This is a genomic window from Pseudomonas sp. 3-2 (assembly GCF_019710535.1).
In the GTDB taxonomy this organism is placed as follows: Bacteria; Pseudomonadota; Gammaproteobacteria; order Pseudomonadales; family Pseudomonadaceae; genus Aquipseudomonas; species Aquipseudomonas pharyngis.
On sequence record NZ_CP081200.1, the window covers coordinates 568,895 to 590,379 of the forward strand.

Below are 21,485 nucleotides of genomic sequence, written 5' to 3' on the forward strand. Positions count from 1 at the left end.
GGCGCCCAGGATTATCCGACTCCACTCAAAGGGATTTCCACAACGAGTCGAAATCCTCTTCGCTGCCGCCATTCTGCGCGGCCTCCAGCGAGCGATAGGCAAACTGATTGAAGCTGTGGGTGCTGGCCACCCGCCGATCCAGCCCGGCGCGGTGCTCTTCGCCCAGGGTGTTGATCAGCACTTTGTTGCCTTCCTGAAACGGCAGCCGTGGCGCCAGTAACGTCGCCGGCAAGTCGATCGCACTGATTTCCGGCAATAACAACCCTCGCAGGTAATGACTGTGATCATCCCGGGTGCGCACCAGCTGCAAGCCGCAGGGCTGAGCGTGGGGCGCCACCAGTTCGATGCCCATTTGCGTACCGGCGCCGCGCACCTGGCGGATCCAGCGCACCACGGCAATGCTCCAGCCCTGATTGAGGCTGTCCTGAATCCCGACCATTTCCCCGGCCTGCAATTCGGCAGGTACTTCTTTTGGCCAGGCCAGGCAATAACCGCCGGGGCTGTGGTTGATGACGGGCAAGGCATAGGTCGGGTAGTGCGGCGGGCTGTCGGTGTCGCTTTCGTCGTCGGCCAGCGGTTCGTAGCGGATTTCCTCGTAGGGCAACAATTCGTCGGACGTACCCTGTGGCGCGGCATCGAACGCCTGGCTCCAGCTGTCCTTTTCGCCCTGAACCACCGCGCGGCTGAAATTCGCCGCACGGGCGCCGGGGTGCTTGAGCAATTCGCTGAAAGTGCGTTCGCCGCCGAGGTAGAAGTGCAGGGCGCTCATGCCGACGCACACGGTCAGGTTGCCCTGGCCGACGGTGCGCTGAAAGCTGCGCTCGGCGGCTTCGCCCCAGGTCGCGTGCAGGTGTTGCAGGGTATCGAGGGTCAGACCCGACGGCACGGGCAGCGGCGTCGTTGTGTCCTGATGCTGAAGGTGGGCCTCGATGGCATTCACCAACGGTTGCGGATCGAAACCGAGCAACCCTGCCTGTTGCTCGCTGCGAAACTGCGAGCGGTAACGCGGGCCGGCGTCGATGTCTGCCGAGACCGCGAACAATCCCGCGCCCGGATTGGCGGGCTGCAGCTTCAGCCACGCGCTCCAGGGCTCGACCACTTGGGCCAGGCGTGCGATCTGGTTCTGGCGCAACTGATTGCAGCGAGCGCTGCCCAGCAACAGGGCCGCGAGGTAGGTCTGTTCGACACTCAACTCGCCGGTCAGGCTGGCGAGGTCGTCGCGTACCCGGCGATGCTGCAGTTGCAGCTCGCAGGCGCAGCGAAACAATTGATGCAGTTCGAACCACAGCTGTTCCGGCGCCGGGCTGTACAGCTGCGTGGCGCGAACCAGTTGCCCTTTCAGCGCGTGGGCCGCCCGCTGCAGCGCTTCGCTCACCAGGGCTGCGCGATCCCGGGAGTACTTGGGCGCGATCCGCAGAATGATGTGTTTGTAACCGATGGCCAGCTGACTTTGCAGGGCCTGGCACAGATTGCTGATCTTGCGTGAGCGCTCATCGAGCATGATCGCCTGATGCAGAAAATGCCGTTCCAGATGCTGGCAGACGAAATACACCTCGGGCCGCAACAGCTCAAGTAAATGCAGACGGTTGTCGCTGGGGGTCAGCAGTTGATTGAGTTCGTTGAGGCCTTGGTACAGCAGGCGCGCGGTTTCGCCGATGTTGGCCTTGGGCAGGTCGGCGATCCAGCGTTTGAGGTCGCGCGGGGTGGCTTCACAGAAGGACAGGCGCAACTGCGTGGGCGTCGGGGCGCTCAGTGGTGGTCGGGATCGTGGCTCACTCATGCCGTGACAAGCTCCGGCGGCGAATAGGGCAATGCCAAAAACTCTAGCAGTTGTGGTCTGTTTCGCAGGTGTTTGTCAGGGTTTTTTACCGTTGGTCTGCTGGCCTGGTGCCATTCCCGCAGGCGCTACTAGTCTCTCAGGCGTGCGATCGGAAACGCACGGTTGCACGGCCTGCCGTCAACGTCGGGGCAGGTCTCCCGAAACTTCAAGGAGATGAGGTTCATGTCTAAATACGCAGTGGCAAATCAATGGGGCGGTAGTTCGGCACCTTGGCATCCGGGTGGAACCTGGGTGCTGGGCGCGCGGGACAACCAGAACGTCGTCGCGATCGAGATCAAGTCCGGCGACGGTGGCAAAACCTTTACCGGCACCATGACGTACGCTGGTGAAGGCCCTATTGGCTTCAAGGCTCAGCGCACTGGCCAGAACCAGTACAACGTCGAAAACCAGTGGGGTGGCAACGATGCCCCCTGGCATCCAGGTGGCAAGTGGGTGATCGGCGGGCGGGATAACCAGAACGTTATCGCGTTGAGCGTCACGTCGAGTGACGGCGGGAAAAACCTCAGCGGCACCAATACCTACGCCAACGAAGGGCCGATCGGCTTCCGTGGGCAGATAGAGTAACGGCGCCACCCAGGTCGTGTCCGCCCCTTCGCAGACGTGCGAAAGGGCGGATCAACCGGTTCAGGCGTTCGACAGTGCCAAGGCCTGGCCCATCTGTACCGGCGAGCCGGCCTTCAGTTCTTCAACCCACTTCACCTGATCCGGCCCGAACAGCACGATCGCGGTCGAACCCAGTTTGAAGCGCCCCAGTTCCGCACCTTTTTCCAGATGAATCGGCGCACGGGCGGCTTCGTCGTAACGGAAGGTTTTCAGTTCGCGCTTCGGTGGCGTGACCAGACCGGCCCACACGGTTTCGATCGAGGCCACGATCATCGCGCCCACCAGCACCACGGCCATCGGCCCGCGCTCGGTGTCGAAGATGCACGCTACGCGCTCGTTGCGGGCGAACAGTTCCGGAACGTTTTCAGCGGTGGTCTGGTTGACCGAGAAGATCCGGCCCGGAATGTAGACCATTTCGCGCAGGGTGCCGGCCAGCGGCATGTGCACGCGGTGGTAGTCCTTCGGCGACAGGTAAACAGTCGCGAATTCACCGCCCATGAACGGCGCCGCATTGGCCGCGTCGCCGCCCAGCAGTTCCAGCACGCTGAAGCTGTGGCCCTTGGCCTGGAAGATTCGGCCGTGTTCGATCGGGCCGAGCTGGCTGATCGCACCGTCGGCCGGGCTGAGGATCGCGCCCGGGGTCTGGTCCAGTGGACGTGCGCCGTCTTTCAGCGCGCGGGTGAAGAAGGCGTTGAAATGCTCGTAAGCGGTCACGTCTTCAACCAGTGCCTGCGACATGTCCACTTGATAACGCTTGGCGAACCAGGTGGTGAAGGCATTCTTGAACCAGCGCACGCGGCACTCGGCGACGCAGCCGGCCAGGCGCGACAGCAAGTGATGGGGCAGCAGGTACTGGCTGATGATAAACAAACGCTCTTTCATGACTGTCCTTAAAAATCCTTAAAGCTCGACGGGGGTGTCGGGGTGGTTGCCCCATTCGCCCCAGGAACCGGCGTAGCCCTTGACCCGCGGATAACCGAGGGCCTTGGCCACCAGATAAGTGAAACCGGACCGGTGATGGGTCTGGCAGTGGGTAATGATTTCTTTGTCTTTGGTGATCCCGAGGCTTTCCAGGATCTGCGGCATGTCGGTACGGATGCGCAGCTGGCGCGCCTGATCCATGCCCGCCGTCCATTCGAAATTGACCGCGCCGGGGATGTGTCCACCCTTGGCCGCCAGCACCTTCTCTCCGGAATACTCCAGCGGCCCGCGAGCGTCCCAGATGGCCAGGTCAGCGGCGCCGAGACGGCTTTGCAGGTATTCGCGGGTGGCGGTCGGTTCCTCGTGCAGGGTCAGGGCAACCGGGCCGCCCGCCGCCGGAGGAATCTGGATCGACATCGGCGAACCTTCCGCCAGCCACGCCGGCAGACCGCCGTCGAGGTAGTGGTACTTGTCGTGACCGATCACGTCGAGCAGCCAGATGAAGCGCCCGGCCCAGCCGCCGCCTTCGTCGTCATAGACCACGTAGACCGCATCCTTGCGATGACCCAGCTCACCGAACAGTTCTTCGAGTTTTTCCTTGCTCGGCAACAGCCCCGGAGCCGGCGCCTGACCCAGCTGGGTGCGTTTCGGATCGACGAAGCGTGCGCCGGGAATGTGTCCCTCGGCGTAGCGGGCGGCACTGGTCAGATCCACCAGAATCAGATCGCGGGATTCGAGGCGCGGCAGCAGGTCGCTCGGCTCGATCACCAGGGCCAGGCCAGAGAAATCAGACATGTGAGGTCTCCAGAGCACAAAGGGGAAGGATTGTAGCTGTCATTGGCCGCGCTGGCTAAAACTGTGCAGGGCTTTCTCGATGCACTGCGCGGTTTTGCCGAAGGCTTGCACAGTGATGTCGGCGAACGGCCCTCCACCCTGGTCGGCGACCACGATCATGATCACCCGGCCGTTGTTTACCAGCGAGCGCAGGAACAGGTGTTCGCCGCGAAACAGCGTGCGCAGCGAGGGCGGCAACAGGGCGGAAAACTGGGCGTTGTTGTCCGGGGTGATCCGCACTTGCGCCTGCTGCGCGAGCAAGCGTTGCAGCACCGAACTCTGGCTGACGACGAAATTCAGCGCAGCGGCTTCCTTCGGCAACCCCGAGGTTTGATGGACGCGCAGATTGGCGTGGCTGCGGTCAGCCATCAGGATCATTACCCGACGCATGCCGCTGGCGACCAGCGCATCGCGGGCGGCGACGGTCAGGCTCATGGCGTTGGTGAAGCGGCTTGGCACGGCCAGCAGCTCGGCGCATTGCCGGCGCCACTGGCTCAGGTCGTCAGCGGACGGCGCCGCAGCCGGCAGCATTCCGGCGGGCAGGCGACGGGTGCCCCACGGCCACAGCAGCGAAACCGCCGGGTGCCAGAGGTCGGGCATGAAATGATGACGAGCGCTGACGGCGGCCTGCTGGTGCAACTGTTGTTGTACCTCGTCCATCGAGATTTGCAGGTAGAGGCTGGTCAGGTACTGCCAGCGCTCACTGTGCGGACTGTCCCAGGCCTGTTGCGCCGAGAGTGCCAGGCCGTTGGCCAGCAACACGGTGTTGGCCGGCTGATTGAGCCAGCGGCGCAGGGTCGGGTCGTCGTCGAGGCGATTTTGCTGACGCAGCGGATGATCGACGTCGCGGGCGATACGCAGGACCTTGACCAGTTCGCGCTGTTCGGTCAGCAGCAGCCGATAGCCTTGCTGGACCCAGATCGGCAAACGCCAGGCTTCCACCAGCGCTTCGCCGATTTTCAGCAAGCGCACGCCGAACAATTGTTTCTCGACATCGCAGGCTGATTCGCCCTTGTGGATAACCCGTACTTCCCACTCTTCAAGCAGTTTGGGAAAGGTCAGCGCCAATGGCCACAGCGGCGACAGAAACAACAGGCTGCCCCAATGAATGTCCTGCCAGAGTCGCGCCAAGCGACCGGCGAAAAAACCGTTGGCCTGTTGCGTGGCGTGCTGGCTGATCATCTGCAACTGGCGCAGGGCCTGGGGGATCTGTGCGGCAGGTTCGGCGGGCAGGCGAGCCAGCAGTTCTTCGGTGCGGGCAAGGCCTAGGCGATTGATCGCCACTTCGAGGTTTTCCGCCGGCGCGCTCATGTTGCCGTGGGTGTGGCGGTTGGCTTCGCGGATGATGCTCAGGGCCAGCGCTGGGCTGTCCTGCATCAGGTCGGCGATGTCGCGCAGCGAGCTGCGGTCATCGCGAATCGCCCGGCAGACCCGGTCATGGGCATCTTGCGGCACCGGCAGGCGAACGCTGTCGAGCAGCTTCACCCAACCATCGAGTGTGGTCGGTTTTACGTGTGGGACGTTCGTTTCATTAGCCATGTCTGGACGAGATCTTCACTGACTGTAGACGCGCCCGGCATGGGCTAAATTGGCTTTTCGCCTGAACTGGCTATAGTCTGGCGCAGTTTTGCCGATAAGTAGAAGAAGAGATTTTTTAACTTCCGAATATGACCTTGAACCCGACTTAAACAAGTACCTTTCTACCTATGGCTAAAATTATCGGCATCATCGTCGTATTCGCGAGCGTGCTCGGCGGATACGTGCTCTCCCACGGCAAGATTGCCGCCCTGATCCAGCCCTTCGAGGTGATGATCATCGGTGGTGCTGCACTCGGTGCATTCCTGCAGGCCAACCCCGGCTACATGACGATGCACGTGCTCAAGAAATCCCTGAGCATGTTCAGTTCGCGTTTCAGCCACACGTTCTATCTGGAAGTGCTGGGCCTGATCTACGAGATCCTCAACAAGAGCCGCCGCGAAGGCATGATGGCCATCGAAGGCGACATCGAAGACGCCGCCGCGAGCCCGATCTTCGCCAAGTACCCGGCGGTACTGAAAGACGAACGCATGACCGCGTTCATCTGCGATTACCTGCGCATCATGTCGTCCGGCAACATGGCTCCCCACGAGCTGGAAGGCCTGTTCGACATGGAACTGTACAGCCTGAAGGAAGACCTCGAGCATCCGTCCCACGCGGTGAACGGCATCGCCGACGCCATGCCGGGTTTCGGTATCGTCGCGGCGGTACTGGGTATCGTGGTGACCATGGCCTCCCTGGGTGAAGGCGATCAGAAATCCATCGGTCTGCACGTAGGTGCGGCACTGGTAGGTACCTTCTTCGGTATTCTCGCGGCATACGGTTTCTTCGGCCCGCTGGCGCACTCCCTGGCCCACGATGCCAAGGAAGAACTGAACGTCTACGAAGCCATCAAGGCCTCGCTGGTGGCTTCGGCTTCCGGCATGCCGCCGTCGCTGGCTGTCGAGTTCGGTCGCAAGGTGCTGTACCCGGCTCACCGTCCAAGCTTTGCCGAGCTGGAACAAGCCGTTCGCGGTCGCTAAGTCATGGAAAATAACCAGCCGATAATCATCAAGCGCGTCAAGCGCATCGCCGGCGGGCATCACGGCGGGGCGTGGAAGATCGCCTTCGCCGACTTCGCGACGGCGATGATGGCGTTCTTCCTGGTGTTGTGGCTGCTGTCCACCGCGACCCCGGAACAGAAGATCGCCATCGCCGGTTACTTCAAGGACCCGGTCGGTTTCTCCGAGAGCGGCACGCCGTACATCATCGACCTGGGCGGCACGCCCACCCTGGCGCCGGAAAACACTCTCAACCCTGAAGTGAAGTCGCAGCCGCAACCGGACAAGGTCACGGTCGACACCGAACAGGTTGAAGGCATGGCCGAGCAGGTCGAGAAGGAACGTCTGGAACTGTTGCTGCAAGAACTGCAGAACAAGGTCGACGAGAACCCGCAACTGCAGAAGTTCAAGGACCAGATCCTCTTCGAAATCACGCCGAACGGCTTGCGCATCCAGATCATGGACGCCGAGAACCGGCCGATGTTCGACTCAGGTTCCGCACGGCTGAAGCCGTACTTCGAAGACATCCTGCTGGCCATGGCCGACACCATCAAAGCGGTGCCGAACAAGATCAGCATCAGCGGTCACACCGACGCCAAGCCTTATGTAGGCAATGGCGACTTCGGCAACTGGGAGCTTTCGGCCAACCGTGCCAACGCCGCCCGGCGTGCGCTGGTGGCGGGCAGTTACCCGGACTCGCAAGTGGCGCGTGTGGTGGGTTACGCCTCGTCGGCACTGTTCGACAAGGAGAACCCGTTCAACCCGGTCAACCGCCGTATCGACATCGTGGTGCTGACCAAGAAGGCCCAGGCCGCCATCGAAGGTGCGCAAGGTGCCGACCCGTCGCAACCGGCAGATCAAGGCCAGAAAGGCGCCGCGCCGGCCACTCCGGTCGACCCGAACGCCTTGCCGGCGGATCAGCAGCCGGTACCGGCCCATGAGTTGCGCGAACGGCTGAACCTGTTCGACGACCCGCTGCCGAAGCCGACCGAGCCGGGCGCAGCGGCACCAGCTCCGGCGCCTGCACCGGCCCCCGCGCCGAAACAGTGACCCACAAAAAAGCCGCGAGATGATCGCGGCTTTTTTGTGTCTGGTTACTTGAAAGTCTAGTAACCGTTTTCCGGCAAACTGGCGATGATCGAGCGGTAGCTGTTCATTCGCTGCTGCTGCACGCGGCCGTCTTCCAGGGCCTTGAGCAGTGCGCAACCGGGTTCGCGATCGTGCTTGCAGTCGCGGAAGCGGCAGGTGCCGAGCAGGTCGTTGAACTCGATGAAACCGGCTTCGACGTCGGCGCGGCTTACGTGGCCGAGGCCGAATTCACGGATGCCCGGGGAGTCGATCAGTTCGCCGCCGCCGGGGAAGTGGAACAGACGTGCGGTGGTCGTGGTATGCGTACCTTGACCGGACAGCTCGGACAGCGGGCCGACGCGGGTCTCGACTTCCGGCAGCAGGCTGTTGACCAGCGACGACTTGCCGACACCGGACTGGCCGACGAACACGCTGATGCGTCCGTCGAGCTGCTTTTGCAATTGCTCCATGCCGTTGCCGTGGTGCGCCGAGACTTCCAGCACCGGATAACCCAGCGTGCGGTAGACCGCCAGCAGCGCATTCAGCGCCGGGGCGTTCTGCTCGTCGATCAGGTCAAATTTGTTCAGCAGCAGCAACGGACGGATGCCGGCGTGTTCGGCGGCGACCAGATAACGGTCGATCAGGTTGGCATGGGGTTCGGGCAGCGGGGCGAAGACGATGACGATCATGTCGACGTTGGCGGCCACCGGCTTGAGCTGGCCACGACTGTCCGGACGGCACAGCTCGGTGGTGCGCGGCAGTTGCGCGACGATCACGCCGATGCCCTGGTTGCCGGCGCGCCATACTACCCGGTCGCCGGTGACCAGCGCCGGCAGGTTGGCCCGCAGGTGGCAGCGGAAGACCTGGCCGGCCAGCTCACCCTCAACGGCCTCGACCTCGACCTGCACACCGAAGTGGGCGATCACCAGGCCGTGCTGTTCCGGGCCGAGGTCGCCGCCTTCGAGCGCCTCGACGGCCGAGGACTCGCGTTTGGCGGCGCGGGCGGCGCGCTCGCCCTGAATCTTTTCGATGCGCCAGTTTTGACGACGATTGAGTTGGCGTTTGGCCATGGGTGTTCCGTCTGAAGAATACAGCGATTAGGTAAAACGGCCGCGAGTTTAGCACGCCCGGCAGGCTGCCTAGGCTAAACTGCGCAGCATTGCTCAGGAGCCGAAAAATGCAAAACCCGCAGAATCTGATCTGGATCGACCTCGAAATGACCGGTCTGGATCCGGAAAACGACGTCATCATCGAAATGGCCACCATCGTCACCGACAGTGACCTGAACACCCTGGCCGAGGGCCCGGTGATCGCCATCCACCACAGCGACGAAGTCCTCGCCCGCATGGATGAGTGGAATACCCGCACTCACGGCAACTCCGGCCTGACCCAGCGCGTACGCGACAGCCACATCAGCATGGCCGAGGCCGAGGCTGAAACCATCGCCTTCCTCGAAAAGTGGGTGCCGAAGGGCAAGTCGCCGATCTGTGGCAACAGCATCTGCCAGGATCGCCGCTTCCTTTATACCCACATGAAGTCGCTGGAAAGCTACTTCCACTACCGCAACCTCGACGTGTCCACGCTCAAGGAACTGGCCGCGCGCTGGGCGCCGGACGTGCGTGACAGCTTCAAGAAGGGCAGCACTCACCTGGCGCTGGACGACATCCGCGAATCCATCGCCGAGCTGCAGCACTACCGCAAGCATTTCATCAAGTTCTGAGATCGGCACCCACGCCGAGGCGCCCTCTTTTGGTGCCTCGGTGAAGTGAGTAGACTGCGCGCCTTCCTGCCAGGATCGCCACCATGTTGCTGATGCTCTACCTCGTCGCCATTACTGCCGAAGCCATGACCGGCGCCCTGTCTGCGGGCCGTCGCGGCATGGACTGGTTCGGCGTGGTGCTGATTGCTTGCGTCACCGCATTGGGCGGCGGTTCGGTGCGCGACGTGCTGCTCGGGCACTACCCGCTGACCTGGGTCAAACACCCGGAGTACCTGGTGCTGACCACGATCGCGGCGATGATCACCGTGTTCACCGCACGCTGGATGCGTCACCTGCGCTCGCTGTTTCTGGTGCTCGACGCGGTGGGTCTTGTGGCGTTCACCCTGATCGGCTGCATGACCGCCCTGGAAATGGGCCACGGCATGCTGGTGGCCTCGGTCAGCGGAGTGATCACCGGCGTGTTTGGGGGCATCCTGCGCGATATCTTCTGCAACGATATTCCGCTGATTTTTCGGCGCGAACTTTATGCGAGTGTCTCGTTCGCTGCAGCGTGGTGCTACATGCTGTGTCTTTATTTAAGTGTGCCAGGCGAACAAGCCATTCTGATCACTCTGTTTGGTGGTTTTTTGTTACGCCTCCTTGCGATCCGTTTTCATTGGGAAATGCCGAAGTTCGTTTATAACGATGAGCATTGATACTTGATGCTGAAAGTCAGTGCATTGCCGGATAAGTCTGTCAGCGGCTTAAGGCGTTGCAAGTGTATATTTCTTACATCTTTCGCTTTGCTGTTTGTTTGAAAGGTCTGTAATTTTTTCTTGGCATATTCGATGCCAATATTAAATTAACTCTTCAACGGAATAGACTATGAGCGAAAGCATGGACGCTACACCCGATCAGCAAACCAATCTGCCCAATCTTGCAGGCCTTGCACTTGTGAATGTCAAGTTCGATGCCAGCGACAGTACTCGAAGCAAGTCGTTGTTCGCTAACGGCCGAATGCAGCTGAAAGTGCAAGTGCTGGTGTCCGGGGTAGACGCGGACGGAAACGCCATGCACGTACCTGCAGACGTCATGGAAAGCATAGAACTGATCCATTACAGCACTGGCAAGACGTTGTCTGATGGCTGGGTCGCGAGCACCGTGCAAGGGCAATTTACCCTTGAGCAGCGACCTTCATACATGGCAGAAGAGGTTCGCGACGAGGTTCTTGAGTATGACAGCGTCCATCCTCAGGTACGCACCTTCTGGGTATCCTCATCGAGCGCCGGAACCACCCGGATCGGTGCACGTCTGTCGCTGAACGGTGTGAGGATTCTCACTAACGGATCCACCCTTTTCAGCGTTCATGACAGCAGCGTAACTATCGAAGCACAAACGCCTGTGGGGTACTCCATAGACGAGTTTCGTTGGTATCAAACCCGGCAGGGCGACGAGATGCCCGGCAATCGCATCTGGAATTATCGTTTGGGGCTGTATCCGCGGGGGCAGCAGGTCAAATTGGTGGATTGGGTTGTGGACGGAGTAGAAAAGGGCGTTAACCATAACTTTGCGGGCGGCAACAGACTTAATGAATCACAAACCAATTATATGGAAGCCATTCTTGTTCGCCCTGAAGAAAAAAGTGTGAGCGTGACCTTGCCGGATAGAGGAGATCCTTTTGTATTCACTGTTTTTCCGGACGCCCATACATGGAATCATGCACATTACAAGGTAGATACTCGGAGCGACGGAGAACTGACCGTCGTGCAAGGCCTGTCCGAATACTCGGATGCGCAGAGAGGTAAACTAAAGTACGGAAATAAACTTTACTTACTCGCCATTGATGAATACGGCACAGAGCACAGGCTGGCGCTGCGCATGAACTTTCATGAGCGCAACATCTATCTGGAACGAGGCTGATGACTGGCTTCTTTTCTGCAGGTTTGCCGGGTGTAGTAGATATCTATGCTGTTTTGCCTGCACTTGCCAATAAGCTGTGATTTTCAATCTCGGGTAATAGCACGTACTGTGCTTTTACCTCTTTCTGGCGTTGCTCCTTCAGTGATGGGGGGCAACGCGACGACAACTGAGGATGAGCATTCATGGCTGGCAAACCGCCAAAGGTCAAACCTGTACCCACTCCAAACAGAACACCCGAATCCAGTGGAGATGGTACTTATCGGCCACCGTCCCCCCCTCCATCAATACCGCATTTGACCCAGTCGTATCGTCTGGATCCGTCGCAATCTTCCAGCCGTGTGACTGAACAGGTCGCAATGTCGCAGACGGTCGGTGTGAAGGTGAGCTCGATGTTATCCGCGATCGACGAGTTTGCGGCGCTTGCTGCTACGCCTTCGCTGGCAGATTACTGGATACCCACACCCCGAAGCCTCGGCGAGCCCGATGCGCAGGGCATCCGCCTGTTCAAGCAACGCCAGTACGTCGCTGTAGACGATGTCCATTTCGTGCAAGTGGCACGGGATGCCGAGAGTGGGCTTTTTCGCGCCACACTAGCCCGTGAACTCAACCCCTCCGGCCCGTTACTGAAACCTGACGGCGAAGGACGGTTATGGCTGGCGCGGGACAACAGCGACTCGCCTGATCACGTGGCAAGGCTCAATTCGTTGCGGGAGCGAACGGCTGAACTGCTGCGCTCCATGGGGCATCCAGTCGACGATTTTTTCGATGTCACGATTGCACGCATCGTTGCAGCAAGTGGTATGGGTGAAGCGCTGGTGCGCGATCCCCGTTTTTACCCCTGGTCACTGGACTTGTTGCATGACACCGTCAGGCGCTTCCGCCTCGATCAGAAAATCCGGGAACTCTTCACCTACATGCACCAACCCGATCCGTTGTTGCGGGCCCGGATCGATCCGCATCTTCTGGCTCTTGTGCGGTTGCGCGAGGGCGATCTTGTCGGGCGAAGCGCGCGACGGGATCGTAACGCCCTCTTTCAGGATAGTGAGCACGCGTTCGAACTCGACTGTGATGAAAATACGTTGCAGATGCGGCGGATTTTTCCTGACATGCCCAAGGCATTGGCCCAGGCATTGTGGCGCGATGCAAGTGCTGCCGATCAGCTGCACATGCATGACAAACCGGGAATGACGCGGTCAATGGCAGAAGAAGCGCTGGTAGCGCTGCGCGATTTTCGTCTGGCCAGAGCCTGTGAAGGTTTATATCTGGATTCGGTATCCAGCCTGGACAGTGACCGACTGGCGATGCATATGATCGAGCATCTTGCCGGTTGGCCGCAAAACGTTCGTATCGAGATCCGCCAGGGTTTGGTGGAGGACGGTATCGGCGGTGTCCGTACGCCATTCCATCACGTTCTGATTCGGCAGGACGCAGGCTATGTTATCCACAGCACCGAGGGCCTGTCGTCAATGGTTGAAGGCGATCTTTATTCGACAGTCTGGGGACTGTTGCACCCCGAGCAACGCCAGGCGTTCGGTGTGACGGAGGGAGGAGGGCAAGCGCTGCAGCATCTGATTCGTGCACAACCGCTGCCGCCGCGCCAGGTTGTGAGCGAAGCTCTGGGGCTTGGGCCGCTTCCGGGGGCTGTCGCTCCCGCCGCCGTGCAATACAGACAAACGGGAGGGTTGCGAGGCGGAGCCGATAACAACCCGCTTCCGGCAAAATCTGTTACAGACCGCGTACGTGATCTTTATCCGCAGCTAAAGGATGAGGAAGTGACGACGTTTATCAACGAGCGTTTGAAAAGTGATCCATCAGGCGTTTTGTTTCGCCTGGAGACAGAGCTTGCGACGTTGCGTGACGAATTGGCGACTTGGACTGCTGACGGGGTTCCACCCCATGGGCAGACGTCGGAAACACAAGTCGCGCCGACACCCGCCGACAGACGCCAGGCTCGTGAGCAGTTCAGCGCAAAATTGCAAGATATCTGGCAACGCAAGTCGGTCTCGACATGGGAGGAGGGAGCGCATCATTTTTCTCACTATGTCGATTTTTCGGGTGAGTTGCCAGGATTGTCCACCCGTTTTGAGCATATAACTGAGTTGATATTGACCGCAAATGAACCAGGCGCACGGATAGGTGCATTTCTTGACAGCTTTCCCAATCTTGAGTGTTTGGGAGTCGTTCGCATAAAAATGGAGGAATTCCCGTCAGGAATATTTCAACTGCGCCAGTTAAGGGAGCTTACGCTGGACGGATGCTCGCTAAAATTATCCGAGGTCACAGTTGAAGGGCTGTCCAGAATCGAAACGCTGACCCGATTGAATCTGGCAAACAACCCTCTGACAATTGCTCCGCATGTAGGCTACATGTCGGGTTTAACCGGATTGATGCTGAGCAATGCAAATCTTTCCAACATTCCTTCAGGTATGGGTTCGCTCAGGAAACTTGGGGTCGTGGCATTGCATGATAATAATATTTCCGACGTGGGATATGAATTGTTCGAGATCCCAGATACACAGGATCTGTTCGTTGGTTTATCGAATAATCCGCTGAGTGACGCAACGAGACAACGGATCAATGAGTATCTTGAAAAGTCCAGTATGGATCGAAAGGTGGAAATTCAGATGGATGAGTTGGCCTCAGACTCTGACTCCGATAGTGAATCTATAGAAAGCGGGTTCTCGACAGGTTCAGACAGTGATTGAATGTTGGTGGAAGTAACGGTTTCTTCGTTTACCTAACATAATCTGAAAAGAATCAACGGCTTTGTGGCTCCCCTTCTGACTCTGTGCGGTTGAGGTCAGGAGGGGGCAGGACTCGTTGAGTGCTGGAATCAAAGGAGCAGGAGCAGTGTCATAAAATTCGCTTCATGTGAGTTGCGTGTTTTTTTTTGAGTGTATTAGCACCTGTGTGAATTGTTAGTGGTGATGTTGAAATATTGCTTGCTAATAATTTGTCGAATGTCGTGGCTGTTTTTATTTAAATAGCGCCTCAATACTTTGCTAAGTCCTTTAAGGGCGAAACTATTAATCAGCAAGGTATTGTTATATGTTTGATGAGCAAATTGGTATTTCCCGTATCGAGGTAAAACTCGACGCCACACGGTCTGGCCAGCATAAAGTGCTTTACGCCAACGGTCGCATGCAGGTGCGAGTGTTGGTGCTACTGCACGGGATCGATAACAATGGCGATGGCGCATCCCTGTATGGGCATCCCGCGTTACAGTCATTGAGGTTGATCGCCTATAACGGTGCGCGGCCTCTTGAGGGGGACTGGAGTGTATCGCTGCAGGAAAATCGTTACGCCCATGAAATGTCAGGCGGTGCACCGCGGATTGCCGAAGTTCCACGTGCCACGCACAACCGGATAAGTGACGACTCTGATCCGGTGCAGATTTTCCAGTTTTGGGTTTCGGCAAGCAAGCCCGGAATCATGGAAGTGGCCGCCGAAATTGTCATGGATGGGGTGTTATTGCGAAGTAACGGAGTTGGCTTTGACAGCATTGTTACGCTGGAGGCAGTTCCGCCTAAGAACTATTCGTTGAAGAGCTTTACGTTCAGCGAATATGGTGCAAAACAGCAGAAGGTGCGTTATGACTGGCTTCAAAGTTTTCATATAGGACTGAATGCGGAGGGCAGGCAAATTCACCTGCTTGACTGGTACAGCAGCGAGGTGAAACTTGATCCTTATGATTCCGAAGATGCGGTACAGGTCTATGCGTCCGGAAATATTCCCGGAACTCGGGATGGACGCAGAAATTTTTACGGCTATATGGCACCCATCTACGGGTTGAAAGCAACGTTTCGCAGTCCCGTTGGCACTATGCACGCGCCGATTAACAACGTGCCCGGACAGTTGACGTTGATTCAATATACTTCCGCGGACCTCCAAGTAGGACGAGAAAGCGAAGATGCATTTGAGTTTGCCGTGATTGATGAATTTGGTACGGAGCACAGACTGTGTATCGACGGTGATAAAGAGCAGCGCGCTTTTATTCTGAGTGCTTCCAGGCGGCCAATGAAAAACGTCAACTGATTTTGCGATGCGGCCAGCGATTTTTAGCTGGTCAACCTGGCTTGCCCCTATCTTCATCTGGAATAAAGGAGATTTTTTCTATGGAAAGTAATTTATCTTCCGCTGTTCATTCAAACGCTTTTAACTTCGGTGAATTTGTTTCCGGGGGCGTTGATCCGCGCACGGGCATGTACACGTGTTCCTTTTCGTTGGGAAAGTTGCGCTCGGCGGACCTCAATGGCCCTGAGCTTGCACTTTCAATGGGCTTCAATCCGCTCAATCAGGCGGACTCCGGTTTTGGCATTGGCTGGTCGTTGACCGTGACAAATTATGACGTGCGCAGCAAAATCATGACATTGTCCAACGGCGAGCGTTACAAGGCTGTCGAGACGTCTACCGGTCTGAAGTTCAAGGAAATGAAACTGCAAACGGCAAAGGTGTCAGTCACTGGAGCAGGGCGCTATGAAGTTCGATACAAGGATGGTCGGCGTGAGCTGCTAAAAGTCCTGGCTGGCACTCAAGTCGCTGTAGCGGAAAAAATAATCGCCGCGAACGGTGTAAGCATTTCGTTGAAGCACGAGTTGTTCAACCAGTACCCCAGGTTGAGCGAGGTCCGTGACGACAAACGATGCCTGTTGAGAATCACACGCAATGCTGGACAAGTCACATTGACCCGGCATCCCGATACCTCATCCAGTTCCGCCTACAAGTTGATTTTGAAGAACGCTCGGGTAACGGCGATCGAGCTTCCGGTCGGTAAAGGTTGGGAGCTGGAATATGAAGTTATCGATGAGGCCTGCTATTTGCACCGCGTCGTCAATCCATTGCGCGGCATCGAAATCATTCGCTACAAGCGCCACGGTCATAGCTTCGTGAATGGCGTGGAACAGACACTGCCGTTTGTTATCGCTCACGACACCTACCCTGGGCGCGATCAACCCAGACTCTGCAAAAGCTACACGTACTCCGATCACAACTTCCTTGGGCAGGGCCTCCTCCCGGCCAAGGATAATGATCTGGATCCGCTCTATCTGGCGCCCGGCAATTATGTCTACACCTCGGACGAGCAGTTGTTAGTAAACGGCAAAGTACATACTCGGATTAAACGCACTTACAACAAGTTTCATCTGTTGGTGGCTGAGGTTACAACCTGTGGCGACGCCCAGGTCACTATCGCCACGGAGTATCACTGTTCCGTCACCAGACCTTTCAATGAGCAGTTGGCTCAGTTCCGCATGCCGAAAATCCAAACGGTGACTCACCTCGATCGGCGCACCCAGCGGCAACGCGTTGAAACCACCGTCACCGAGTTCGATCACGAAGGCAACTTGCTCAAGTATGTTGAGCCAAGTGGCGTGATGACTTCGACGGAATTTTATCCGGTAAGCGGTGGAGATAATTGCCCGGAGGATCCGCTGGGTTTCTCCAGGTTCCCGAAAAAGAGGACGGTCAGCGCTGCCGCGGAGGGTGGCGCCTCGACAGTCACGTACTACGACCATGCCTTGCATCCCGCACTGGAAGGCGCGGAGTTGGCCTTCGTATTACCGGTTGGGGAGCGTTTTTTTGAAGTTGTGGATGGTGTTGAAGTCTTGCGTTCGAAAACTGAACGCAGTTATCTGAACTCGCCAAAGGACCCACTTAGGCACGGGGCCACAAAAGAGCAAAGTATCACCCTGAATGATAAAAAAACCTCGACCGAATTTTCCTATGAACTTGAGGGTGACAGGTTGCGGGTCAAGTCCAGCACACGCGGATTTGACGGCGCGGTGCAGACCCGTGAGAAAGTGCTCTCGACGTTGACCGGATTACAGACGTCTGAAGTCGGTGTCGATGGCGAGCACATCGAACATGAATACGACGCAATCGGCCGAGTCGTGTGCAAAACGGTTGCTTCCGGCACCCCTTATATGGCTGCTACCCGGTGGGTTTATCTTGCTGCCAGCAAGCAGCAGCCGGCCACCATGGTGACCACGGATCCTGTCGGAGGCGAGCAAAAAGTCTCCTGTGACGGTATGCAGCGGGTGATCACCGTTCAGGAAAAGGACTGTGACCATCCCGACAAGGATGGGCTTATCCCGACTCGCACGCTTTATTCTGCCCTGCACGATTCGGTCGGTCACAAGGTGCAAGTGACGCTGACCGACTGGCGTGATGGCAAGCCTTATCCGGTCAGCACCTGCTACGAATTCGATTCCTGGGGCCAGGTCAACAAGACGCTGCATGCTGATGGGCGTGTCGAACACAGCGAGATCGATCCGGTCCTTCGCCAGCAAACCAATTGGCTCCAGGGGATGGGCAAAACAATCACCCACGTCAATGACTTCGGTAAACCGCTCACCATCGAGAGCTTCAATCTGAAGAACAGGAGTCTTGGCAAAACCGTTTACACCTATGACGGGTTCGGGCGCACAACCAGCGAGACAGATCCTGTCGGCAATACCACTCGATATGAGTACGACGTTTTTGACCGGATAATTCGCACTGTCCTGCCAGACGCCAGTGTGGTGGTGGCCGATTACGCCGAACATAGCGATGAAGGGCTACCGATCAGCATCAAGGTCGGTGACAAAGTGCTGGGACAGAAAACTTATGATGGCCTGGATCGTTTGATACAAAGTACCGTCGGCGGACGAAAGTCCGAGGCGGGTTATGAAGCGGGCTTTACTCAGCCACAGTGGCACAAGAGTGCTGATGGCAAAAAAACCGAATTCACATATTTGCGCGATTTGGGCGGTTTGCTGACTGAGCGCAAGGCAGGGGAACTGGTCACGACCATGACTTATGACCCCAGTGGCAATCCCTTGACCTGTAACGAAAATGGCAAGGAGCGCAGTTTTAACTATTACCCCTCCGGACGCCTCAAGTCAGAAACAACGACCTTCGGCGCGATCACGAAAGCAACTTCCAGTACCTGGTCCCTGCAGGGGCGACCCATCGCCCATGTCGATGTACTCGGAGCCGAAAGCACATCCGAATACGATCAGTATGGCCGCCTGCTATCGACCTCGCAGGGCACGCTGAAAACCGAATTCCATTACGACACCCAGACGGGAATGCTGGACTGGACGAAAGCCGAAGAAACGTCGATCAAGCGGCAGTTGATCACCCGGTTTGCCTATGACGATATCGGTCGTGAAATCCGCCGTACATTCGAGATCAAGGGGCAGCCCGACCAGACGCTGGAATCGACTTATACGCTTGCCGGCAAACTGGCGCAGAAAGTGTCCAGGCGTGGCACGCAAATTTTGCGTGATGAACAATTTACCTACGATGTGCGCGGGCGTCTGATCCAGTACGACTGTGCCGGCACCCAAAAGCCTCGCGATCCGTATGGCAAGGAAATTCTCCAGCAGACGTTCACCTTCGATGCGCTGGATAACATTCTTACCGTACAGACCAAGTTCCCACTGGGCGTGAACCTGACCACCTTCAGTTATGACAATCCCGATCCTGTACAACTCAGCGCAGTCAAGCATTCTCATGCCGACTATCCGCCCGCAGTGACGCTGGAATACGACGCCAATGGCAGGATGATCAAGGACGACCAGGCGCGAACTCTGGCCTACGACGCATTCGGACGTCTTGAGCAGTTGTCCAGCGCAGGGGGATCAGTCATTCGCGGCTATCATTACGACGGTTTCGACGATCTGGTTGAACTGTCGCAACCCGATAAGGCAACTGCGCAGCGTTACTACCGCGCAGGCCGGGTCGCCAATGAGGTGAGTGGTGAAAACTCATCCAGTATCGTGCGTCACGGTGGAGCGCTTGTGGGGCAACTGCAGCTCGGTTTGAACGCCGGTACGCAGCTGTTCGGCACCGATCAGCAGCAAAGTGTGCTGGCAACGCTGGGCAAGGAACAGCTCACCGATTGCGCCTACAGCCCTTACGGGCGTCGTCCAGCCGAAGGTGGTTTGTTCAGTCTGGCGGGGTTCAACGGCGAGCAGCTGGATCCCGTTACCGGGCTGTATCTTCTGGGTAACGGTTACAGAGCCTATAGTCCGACACTGATGCGTTTTCTTGCCCCGGACAGCATGAGTCCGTTCGGCGCGGGCGGATTGAATGCCTACAGTTATTGCCTGGGCGATCCTGTCAATCGTGTCGACCCTACCGGGCATATATCCTGGCAATCGATCCTGGGCATCGGGCTCGGCGTTCTCGGAGTTGTTGCCAGCGTGCTGACGATGGGCGCGGCAACGCCATTGGCAGCGGCGGCATTGGGGCTGGCCGTTGCCTCAGGCTTGGCGGGTATTGCCAGTGAGGTGACCAATGAGGTGGCACCGGGTTCTCAAGCAGGTGAGATACTGGGCTGGATCAGTTTCGGTCTTGGGCTGGCTTCGCTCGGTGCAGGTCTGGCGGCTGGTGCAAGAGCTGCTTTGAATGCTGGCAATAAGTTGGTTTCAGCCTATAGCCAAGGACTCAGTAGCAAGGGGGCAGGCAACGCCGCGCAATATTTGAAGGCGGGTGGAAAAGGCGCCAAGGCAGCAGCCAAAAAAGCCAAGGCGCCCTCGGAGGAAGTGGCGGTTCAACCCTGGCAATTGCAGAAAGCCAAGAAAAGCTATATCTCCACTGATGCCAGGGAGGAAATGGCTGAAAGGTTCTACCAAAACGTGGAAAGCAATATGTCCGCCAGCCAGGCAGCCGCGGAGTCCGGGATGCTGTACGAGGAATTCGGACCCATCGGCAGTGGAAGAAAAGTGTCGCATGTTTTTTTTGCGAGTACGAAAGGACGTGGGGAGCGTATTTACTTTATAGAGGACAGTAAGCAGAGAGTTTGCAAAGTCTTGCAGGCGGGCGGCCATTTGTCCGACGGGCAGACCAACACGATGATGAAAACCGCTAAAACCATTGATACAACGCGCAGGTAAAACTTGGCTCATCCTTATGGGTCTGAAGGTCGGGAGTGCCGTTCCAGCGCCCACTCCACATGCTCCCGAACCAACGCTGACGGATAATCCCGTCGTGCCTTCAATGCTTCCAGCACCGGAATCGTTGAAGGCGCATTGCCCAGCCCCACCGCCAGATTCCTTAACCAGCGCTCATACCCGGCACGCCGCAAAGGCGATCCTTCAGTGCTGCTCAAAAACTTCTCTTCATCCCACAAAAACAGTTCTGCCAGTTCGGCATTGTCGAGGTTGTGCCGTGGCTTGAAATCGCTTTCGCCAGAGGGTTTGGCGAAGCGGTTCCACGGGCAGCAGATCTGGCAGTCGTCGCAGCCGAACACGCGGTTGCCGATCAGCGGGCGCAGGTCTTCGGGAATGGCAGTTTTCAACTCAATGGTCAGGTAGGAAATGCAACGTCGCGCGTCCAGCACGTAGGGGCCTACGAAAGCGTTGGTCGGGCAGATGTCGAGGCATGCGGTGCAGCGGCCGCAATGTTCGGTGCTGTGCGGTTCATCCACCGGCAACGGCAGATCGACGAACAGTTCGCTGAGAAAGAAATAACTGCCGGCCTTGCGATTGAGCACCAGAGTGTTCTTGCCGATCCAGCCCAGCCCCGCCTGCTCGGCGATGGCTTTTTCCAGCACCGGGGCGCTGTCGACGAAGGCTCGGAAACCGAACGGACCGATTTCGGATTGAATCCTGTCCGCCAGTTGTTGAACGCGCTTACGGATCAATTTGTGATAATCGCGGCCCAAGGCATAACGCGAAATGTAGGCTTTTTCCGGTTTGCCCAGCAATTGCGCCATTTGTGTGTCGCCCGGCAGGTAGTCCATGCGCAGCGACACCACGCGCAAGGTGCCCGGCACCAGCTCCTCAGGGTGCGAGCGTTTGCTGCCATGGGCGCCCATGTAATCCATTTCGCCGTGATAGCCGGCCTCGAGCCAGCGCTGCAGGTGCTGCTCATGCTCGGCCAGATCCAGACCGCTGATGCCCACTTGCTGGAAGCCCAGCTCGCGGCCCCAGTCCTTGATGGATCGGGCGAGGGCGGGAAGATCTGTGGTGATGGCGGACATGAGGCGAGAGAAACCGGAGCTGAGGTGCGTATAATTCTGCCAGACATCGGAGCCCGA

15 protein-coding genes are annotated in these 21,485 nt (G+C 57.9%); 9 read left to right on the forward strand and 6 right to left on the reverse strand.

Annotated elements, in window-relative coordinates; all coding sequences use genetic code 11:
* Positions 1 to 25: 25 nt before the first annotated feature.
* The gene (locus K3819_RS02505) at positions 26 to 1,780 is read right to left on the reverse strand and encodes a molecular chaperone (protein ID WP_085611073.1); all 1,755 of its coding nucleotides are present in this window, start codon (positions 1,778 to 1,780) and stop codon (positions 26 to 28) included.
* A gap of 222 nt (positions 1,781 to 2,002) precedes the next feature.
* On the opposite strand from K3819_RS02505, the gene K3819_RS02510 reads away from it, so the two are divergent.
* Positions 2,003 to 2,404: a hypothetical protein gene (locus K3819_RS02510; protein ID WP_039766619.1), complete on the forward strand. Its 402-nt coding sequence runs from the start codon at positions 2,003 to 2,005 to the stop codon at positions 2,402 to 2,404.
* Positions 2,405 to 2,464: 60 nt separating this feature from the next.
* On the opposite strand, the gene asd is transcribed toward K3819_RS02510, so the two are convergent.
* From asd to K3819_RS02525, 3 genes are read right to left on the reverse strand one after another with little or no spacing between them, the layout of a single operon-like run.
* Positions 2,465 to 3,325: an archaetidylserine decarboxylase gene (gene asd / locus K3819_RS02515; protein ID WP_007952166.1), complete on the reverse strand. Its 861-nt coding sequence runs from the start codon at positions 3,323 to 3,325 to the stop codon at positions 2,465 to 2,467.
* An 18-nt stretch (positions 3,326 to 3,343) separates the two neighbouring features.
* On the reverse strand, positions 3,344 to 4,159 hold the full coding sequence (locus K3819_RS02520; RefSeq protein ID WP_039766622.1) for a rhodanese-like domain-containing protein: 816 nt from the start codon (positions 4,157 to 4,159) through the stop codon (positions 3,344 to 3,346).
* 39 nt (positions 4,160 to 4,198) lie between these two features.
* A complete protein-coding gene (locus K3819_RS02525; RefSeq protein WP_085611071.1) occupies positions 4,199 to 5,737 on the reverse strand; it encodes an HDOD domain-containing protein in 1,539 nt (512 codons plus the stop codon).
* A gap of 167 nt (positions 5,738 to 5,904) precedes the next feature.
* On the opposite strand from K3819_RS02525, the gene motA reads away from it, so the two are divergent.
* Both motA and motB read left to right on the forward strand, forming a co-directional pair.
* A complete protein-coding gene (gene motA, locus K3819_RS02530) occupies positions 5,905 to 6,756 on the forward strand; it encodes a flagellar motor stator protein MotA (RefSeq protein ID WP_007952169.1) in 852 nt (283 codons plus the stop codon).
* A gap of 3 nt (positions 6,757 to 6,759) precedes the next feature.
* Positions 6,760 to 7,824, forward strand: coding sequence for a flagellar motor protein MotB (motB, locus tag K3819_RS02535; RefSeq protein WP_221398570.1), 1,065 nt, complete (start codon positions 6,760 to 6,762; stop codon positions 7,822 to 7,824).
* A gap of 56 nt (positions 7,825 to 7,880) precedes the next feature.
* On the opposite strand, the gene rsgA is transcribed toward motB, so the two are convergent.
* A complete protein-coding gene (gene rsgA, locus K3819_RS02540) occupies positions 7,881 to 8,912 on the reverse strand; it encodes a small ribosomal subunit biogenesis GTPase RsgA (RefSeq protein ID WP_085611069.1) in 1,032 nt (343 codons plus the stop codon).
* A 107-nt stretch (positions 8,913 to 9,019) separates the two neighbouring features.
* On the opposite strand from rsgA, the gene orn reads away from it, so the two are divergent.
* The 6 genes from orn to K3819_RS02570 all read left to right on the forward strand — a co-directional run bounded on the left by orn (position 9,020) and on the right by K3819_RS02570 (position 20,340).
* Positions 9,020 to 9,562, forward strand: coding sequence for an oligoribonuclease (orn, locus tag K3819_RS02545; protein WP_085611068.1), 543 nt, complete (start codon positions 9,020 to 9,022; stop codon positions 9,560 to 9,562).
* Positions 9,563 to 9,645: 83 nt separating this feature from the next.
* On the forward strand, positions 9,646 to 10,257 hold the full coding sequence (locus K3819_RS02550) for a trimeric intracellular cation channel family protein (RefSeq protein WP_085611067.1): 612 nt from the start codon (positions 9,646 to 9,648) through the stop codon (positions 10,255 to 10,257).
* A gap of 169 nt (positions 10,258 to 10,426) precedes the next feature.
* The gene (locus K3819_RS02555; protein WP_085611066.1) at positions 10,427 to 11,461 is read left to right on the forward strand and encodes a hypothetical protein; all 1,035 of its coding nucleotides are present in this window, start codon (positions 10,427 to 10,429) and stop codon (positions 11,459 to 11,461) included.
* Positions 11,462 to 11,850: 389 nt separating this feature from the next.
* The gene (locus K3819_RS02560) at positions 11,851 to 14,166 is read left to right on the forward strand and encodes a DUF6543 domain-containing protein (protein ID WP_221398571.1); all 2,316 of its coding nucleotides are present in this window, start codon (positions 11,851 to 11,853) and stop codon (positions 14,164 to 14,166) included.
* A gap of 343 nt (positions 14,167 to 14,509) precedes the next feature.
* Positions 14,510 to 15,496: a hypothetical protein gene (locus K3819_RS02565; RefSeq protein WP_221398572.1), complete on the forward strand. Its 987-nt coding sequence runs from the start codon at positions 14,510 to 14,512 to the stop codon at positions 15,494 to 15,496.
* A gap of 80 nt (positions 15,497 to 15,576) precedes the next feature.
* On the forward strand, positions 15,577 to 20,340 hold the full coding sequence (locus tag K3819_RS02570; protein ID WP_221398573.1) for an RHS repeat domain-containing protein: 4,764 nt from the start codon (positions 15,577 to 15,579) through the stop codon (positions 20,338 to 20,340).
* 14 nt (positions 20,341 to 20,354) lie between these two features.
* On the opposite strand, the gene queG is transcribed toward K3819_RS02570, so the two are convergent.
* A complete protein-coding gene (gene queG / locus K3819_RS02575; RefSeq protein WP_221398574.1) occupies positions 20,355 to 21,428 on the reverse strand; it encodes a tRNA epoxyqueuosine(34) reductase QueG in 1,074 nt (357 codons plus the stop codon).
* Positions 21,429 to 21,485 lie beyond the last annotated feature (57 nt).

What these genes read in the sequence shown, in the direction of transcription:
- K3819_RS02505 (WP_085611073.1), bottom strand. Translation starts at nt 1,780, where the DNA reads ATGAGTGAGCCACGATCCCGACCACCACTGAGCGCCCCGACGCCCACG.
- K3819_RS02510 (WP_039766619.1), top strand. Translation starts at nt 2,003, where the DNA reads ATGTCTAAATACGCAGTGGCAAATCAATGGGGCGGTAGTTCGGCACCT.
- asd (WP_007952166.1), bottom strand. Translation starts at nt 3,325, where the DNA reads ATGAAAGAGCGTTTGTTTATCATCAGCCAGTACCTGCTGCCCCATCAC.
- K3819_RS02520 (WP_039766622.1), bottom strand. Translation starts at nt 4,159, where the DNA reads ATGTCTGATTTCTCTGGCCTGGCCCTGGTGATCGAGCCGAGCGACCTG.
- K3819_RS02525 (WP_085611071.1), bottom strand. Translation starts at nt 5,737, where the DNA reads ATGGCTAATGAAACGAACGTCCCACACGTAAAACCGACCACACTCGAT.
- motA (WP_007952169.1), top strand. Translation starts at nt 5,905, where the DNA reads ATGGCTAAAATTATCGGCATCATCGTCGTATTCGCGAGCGTGCTCGGC.
- motB (WP_221398570.1), top strand. Translation starts at nt 6,760, where the DNA reads ATGGAAAATAACCAGCCGATAATCATCAAGCGCGTCAAGCGCATCGCC.
- rsgA (WP_085611069.1), bottom strand. Translation starts at nt 8,912, where the DNA reads ATGGCCAAACGCCAACTCAATCGTCGTCAAAACTGGCGCATCGAAAAG.
- orn (WP_085611068.1), top strand. Translation starts at nt 9,020, where the DNA reads ATGCAAAACCCGCAGAATCTGATCTGGATCGACCTCGAAATGACCGGT.
- K3819_RS02550 (WP_085611067.1), top strand. Translation starts at nt 9,646, where the DNA reads ATGTTGCTGATGCTCTACCTCGTCGCCATTACTGCCGAAGCCATGACC.
- K3819_RS02555 (WP_085611066.1), top strand. Translation starts at nt 10,427, where the DNA reads ATGAGCGAAAGCATGGACGCTACACCCGATCAGCAAACCAATCTGCCC.
- K3819_RS02560 (WP_221398571.1), top strand. Translation starts at nt 11,851, where the DNA reads ATGTTATCCGCGATCGACGAGTTTGCGGCGCTTGCTGCTACGCCTTCG.
- K3819_RS02565 (WP_221398572.1), top strand. Translation starts at nt 14,510, where the DNA reads ATGTTTGATGAGCAAATTGGTATTTCCCGTATCGAGGTAAAACTCGAC.
- K3819_RS02570 (WP_221398573.1), top strand. Translation starts at nt 15,577, where the DNA reads ATGGAAAGTAATTTATCTTCCGCTGTTCATTCAAACGCTTTTAACTTC.
- queG (WP_221398574.1), bottom strand. Translation starts at nt 21,428, where the DNA reads ATGTCCGCCATCACCACAGATCTTCCCGCCCTCGCCCGATCCATCAAG.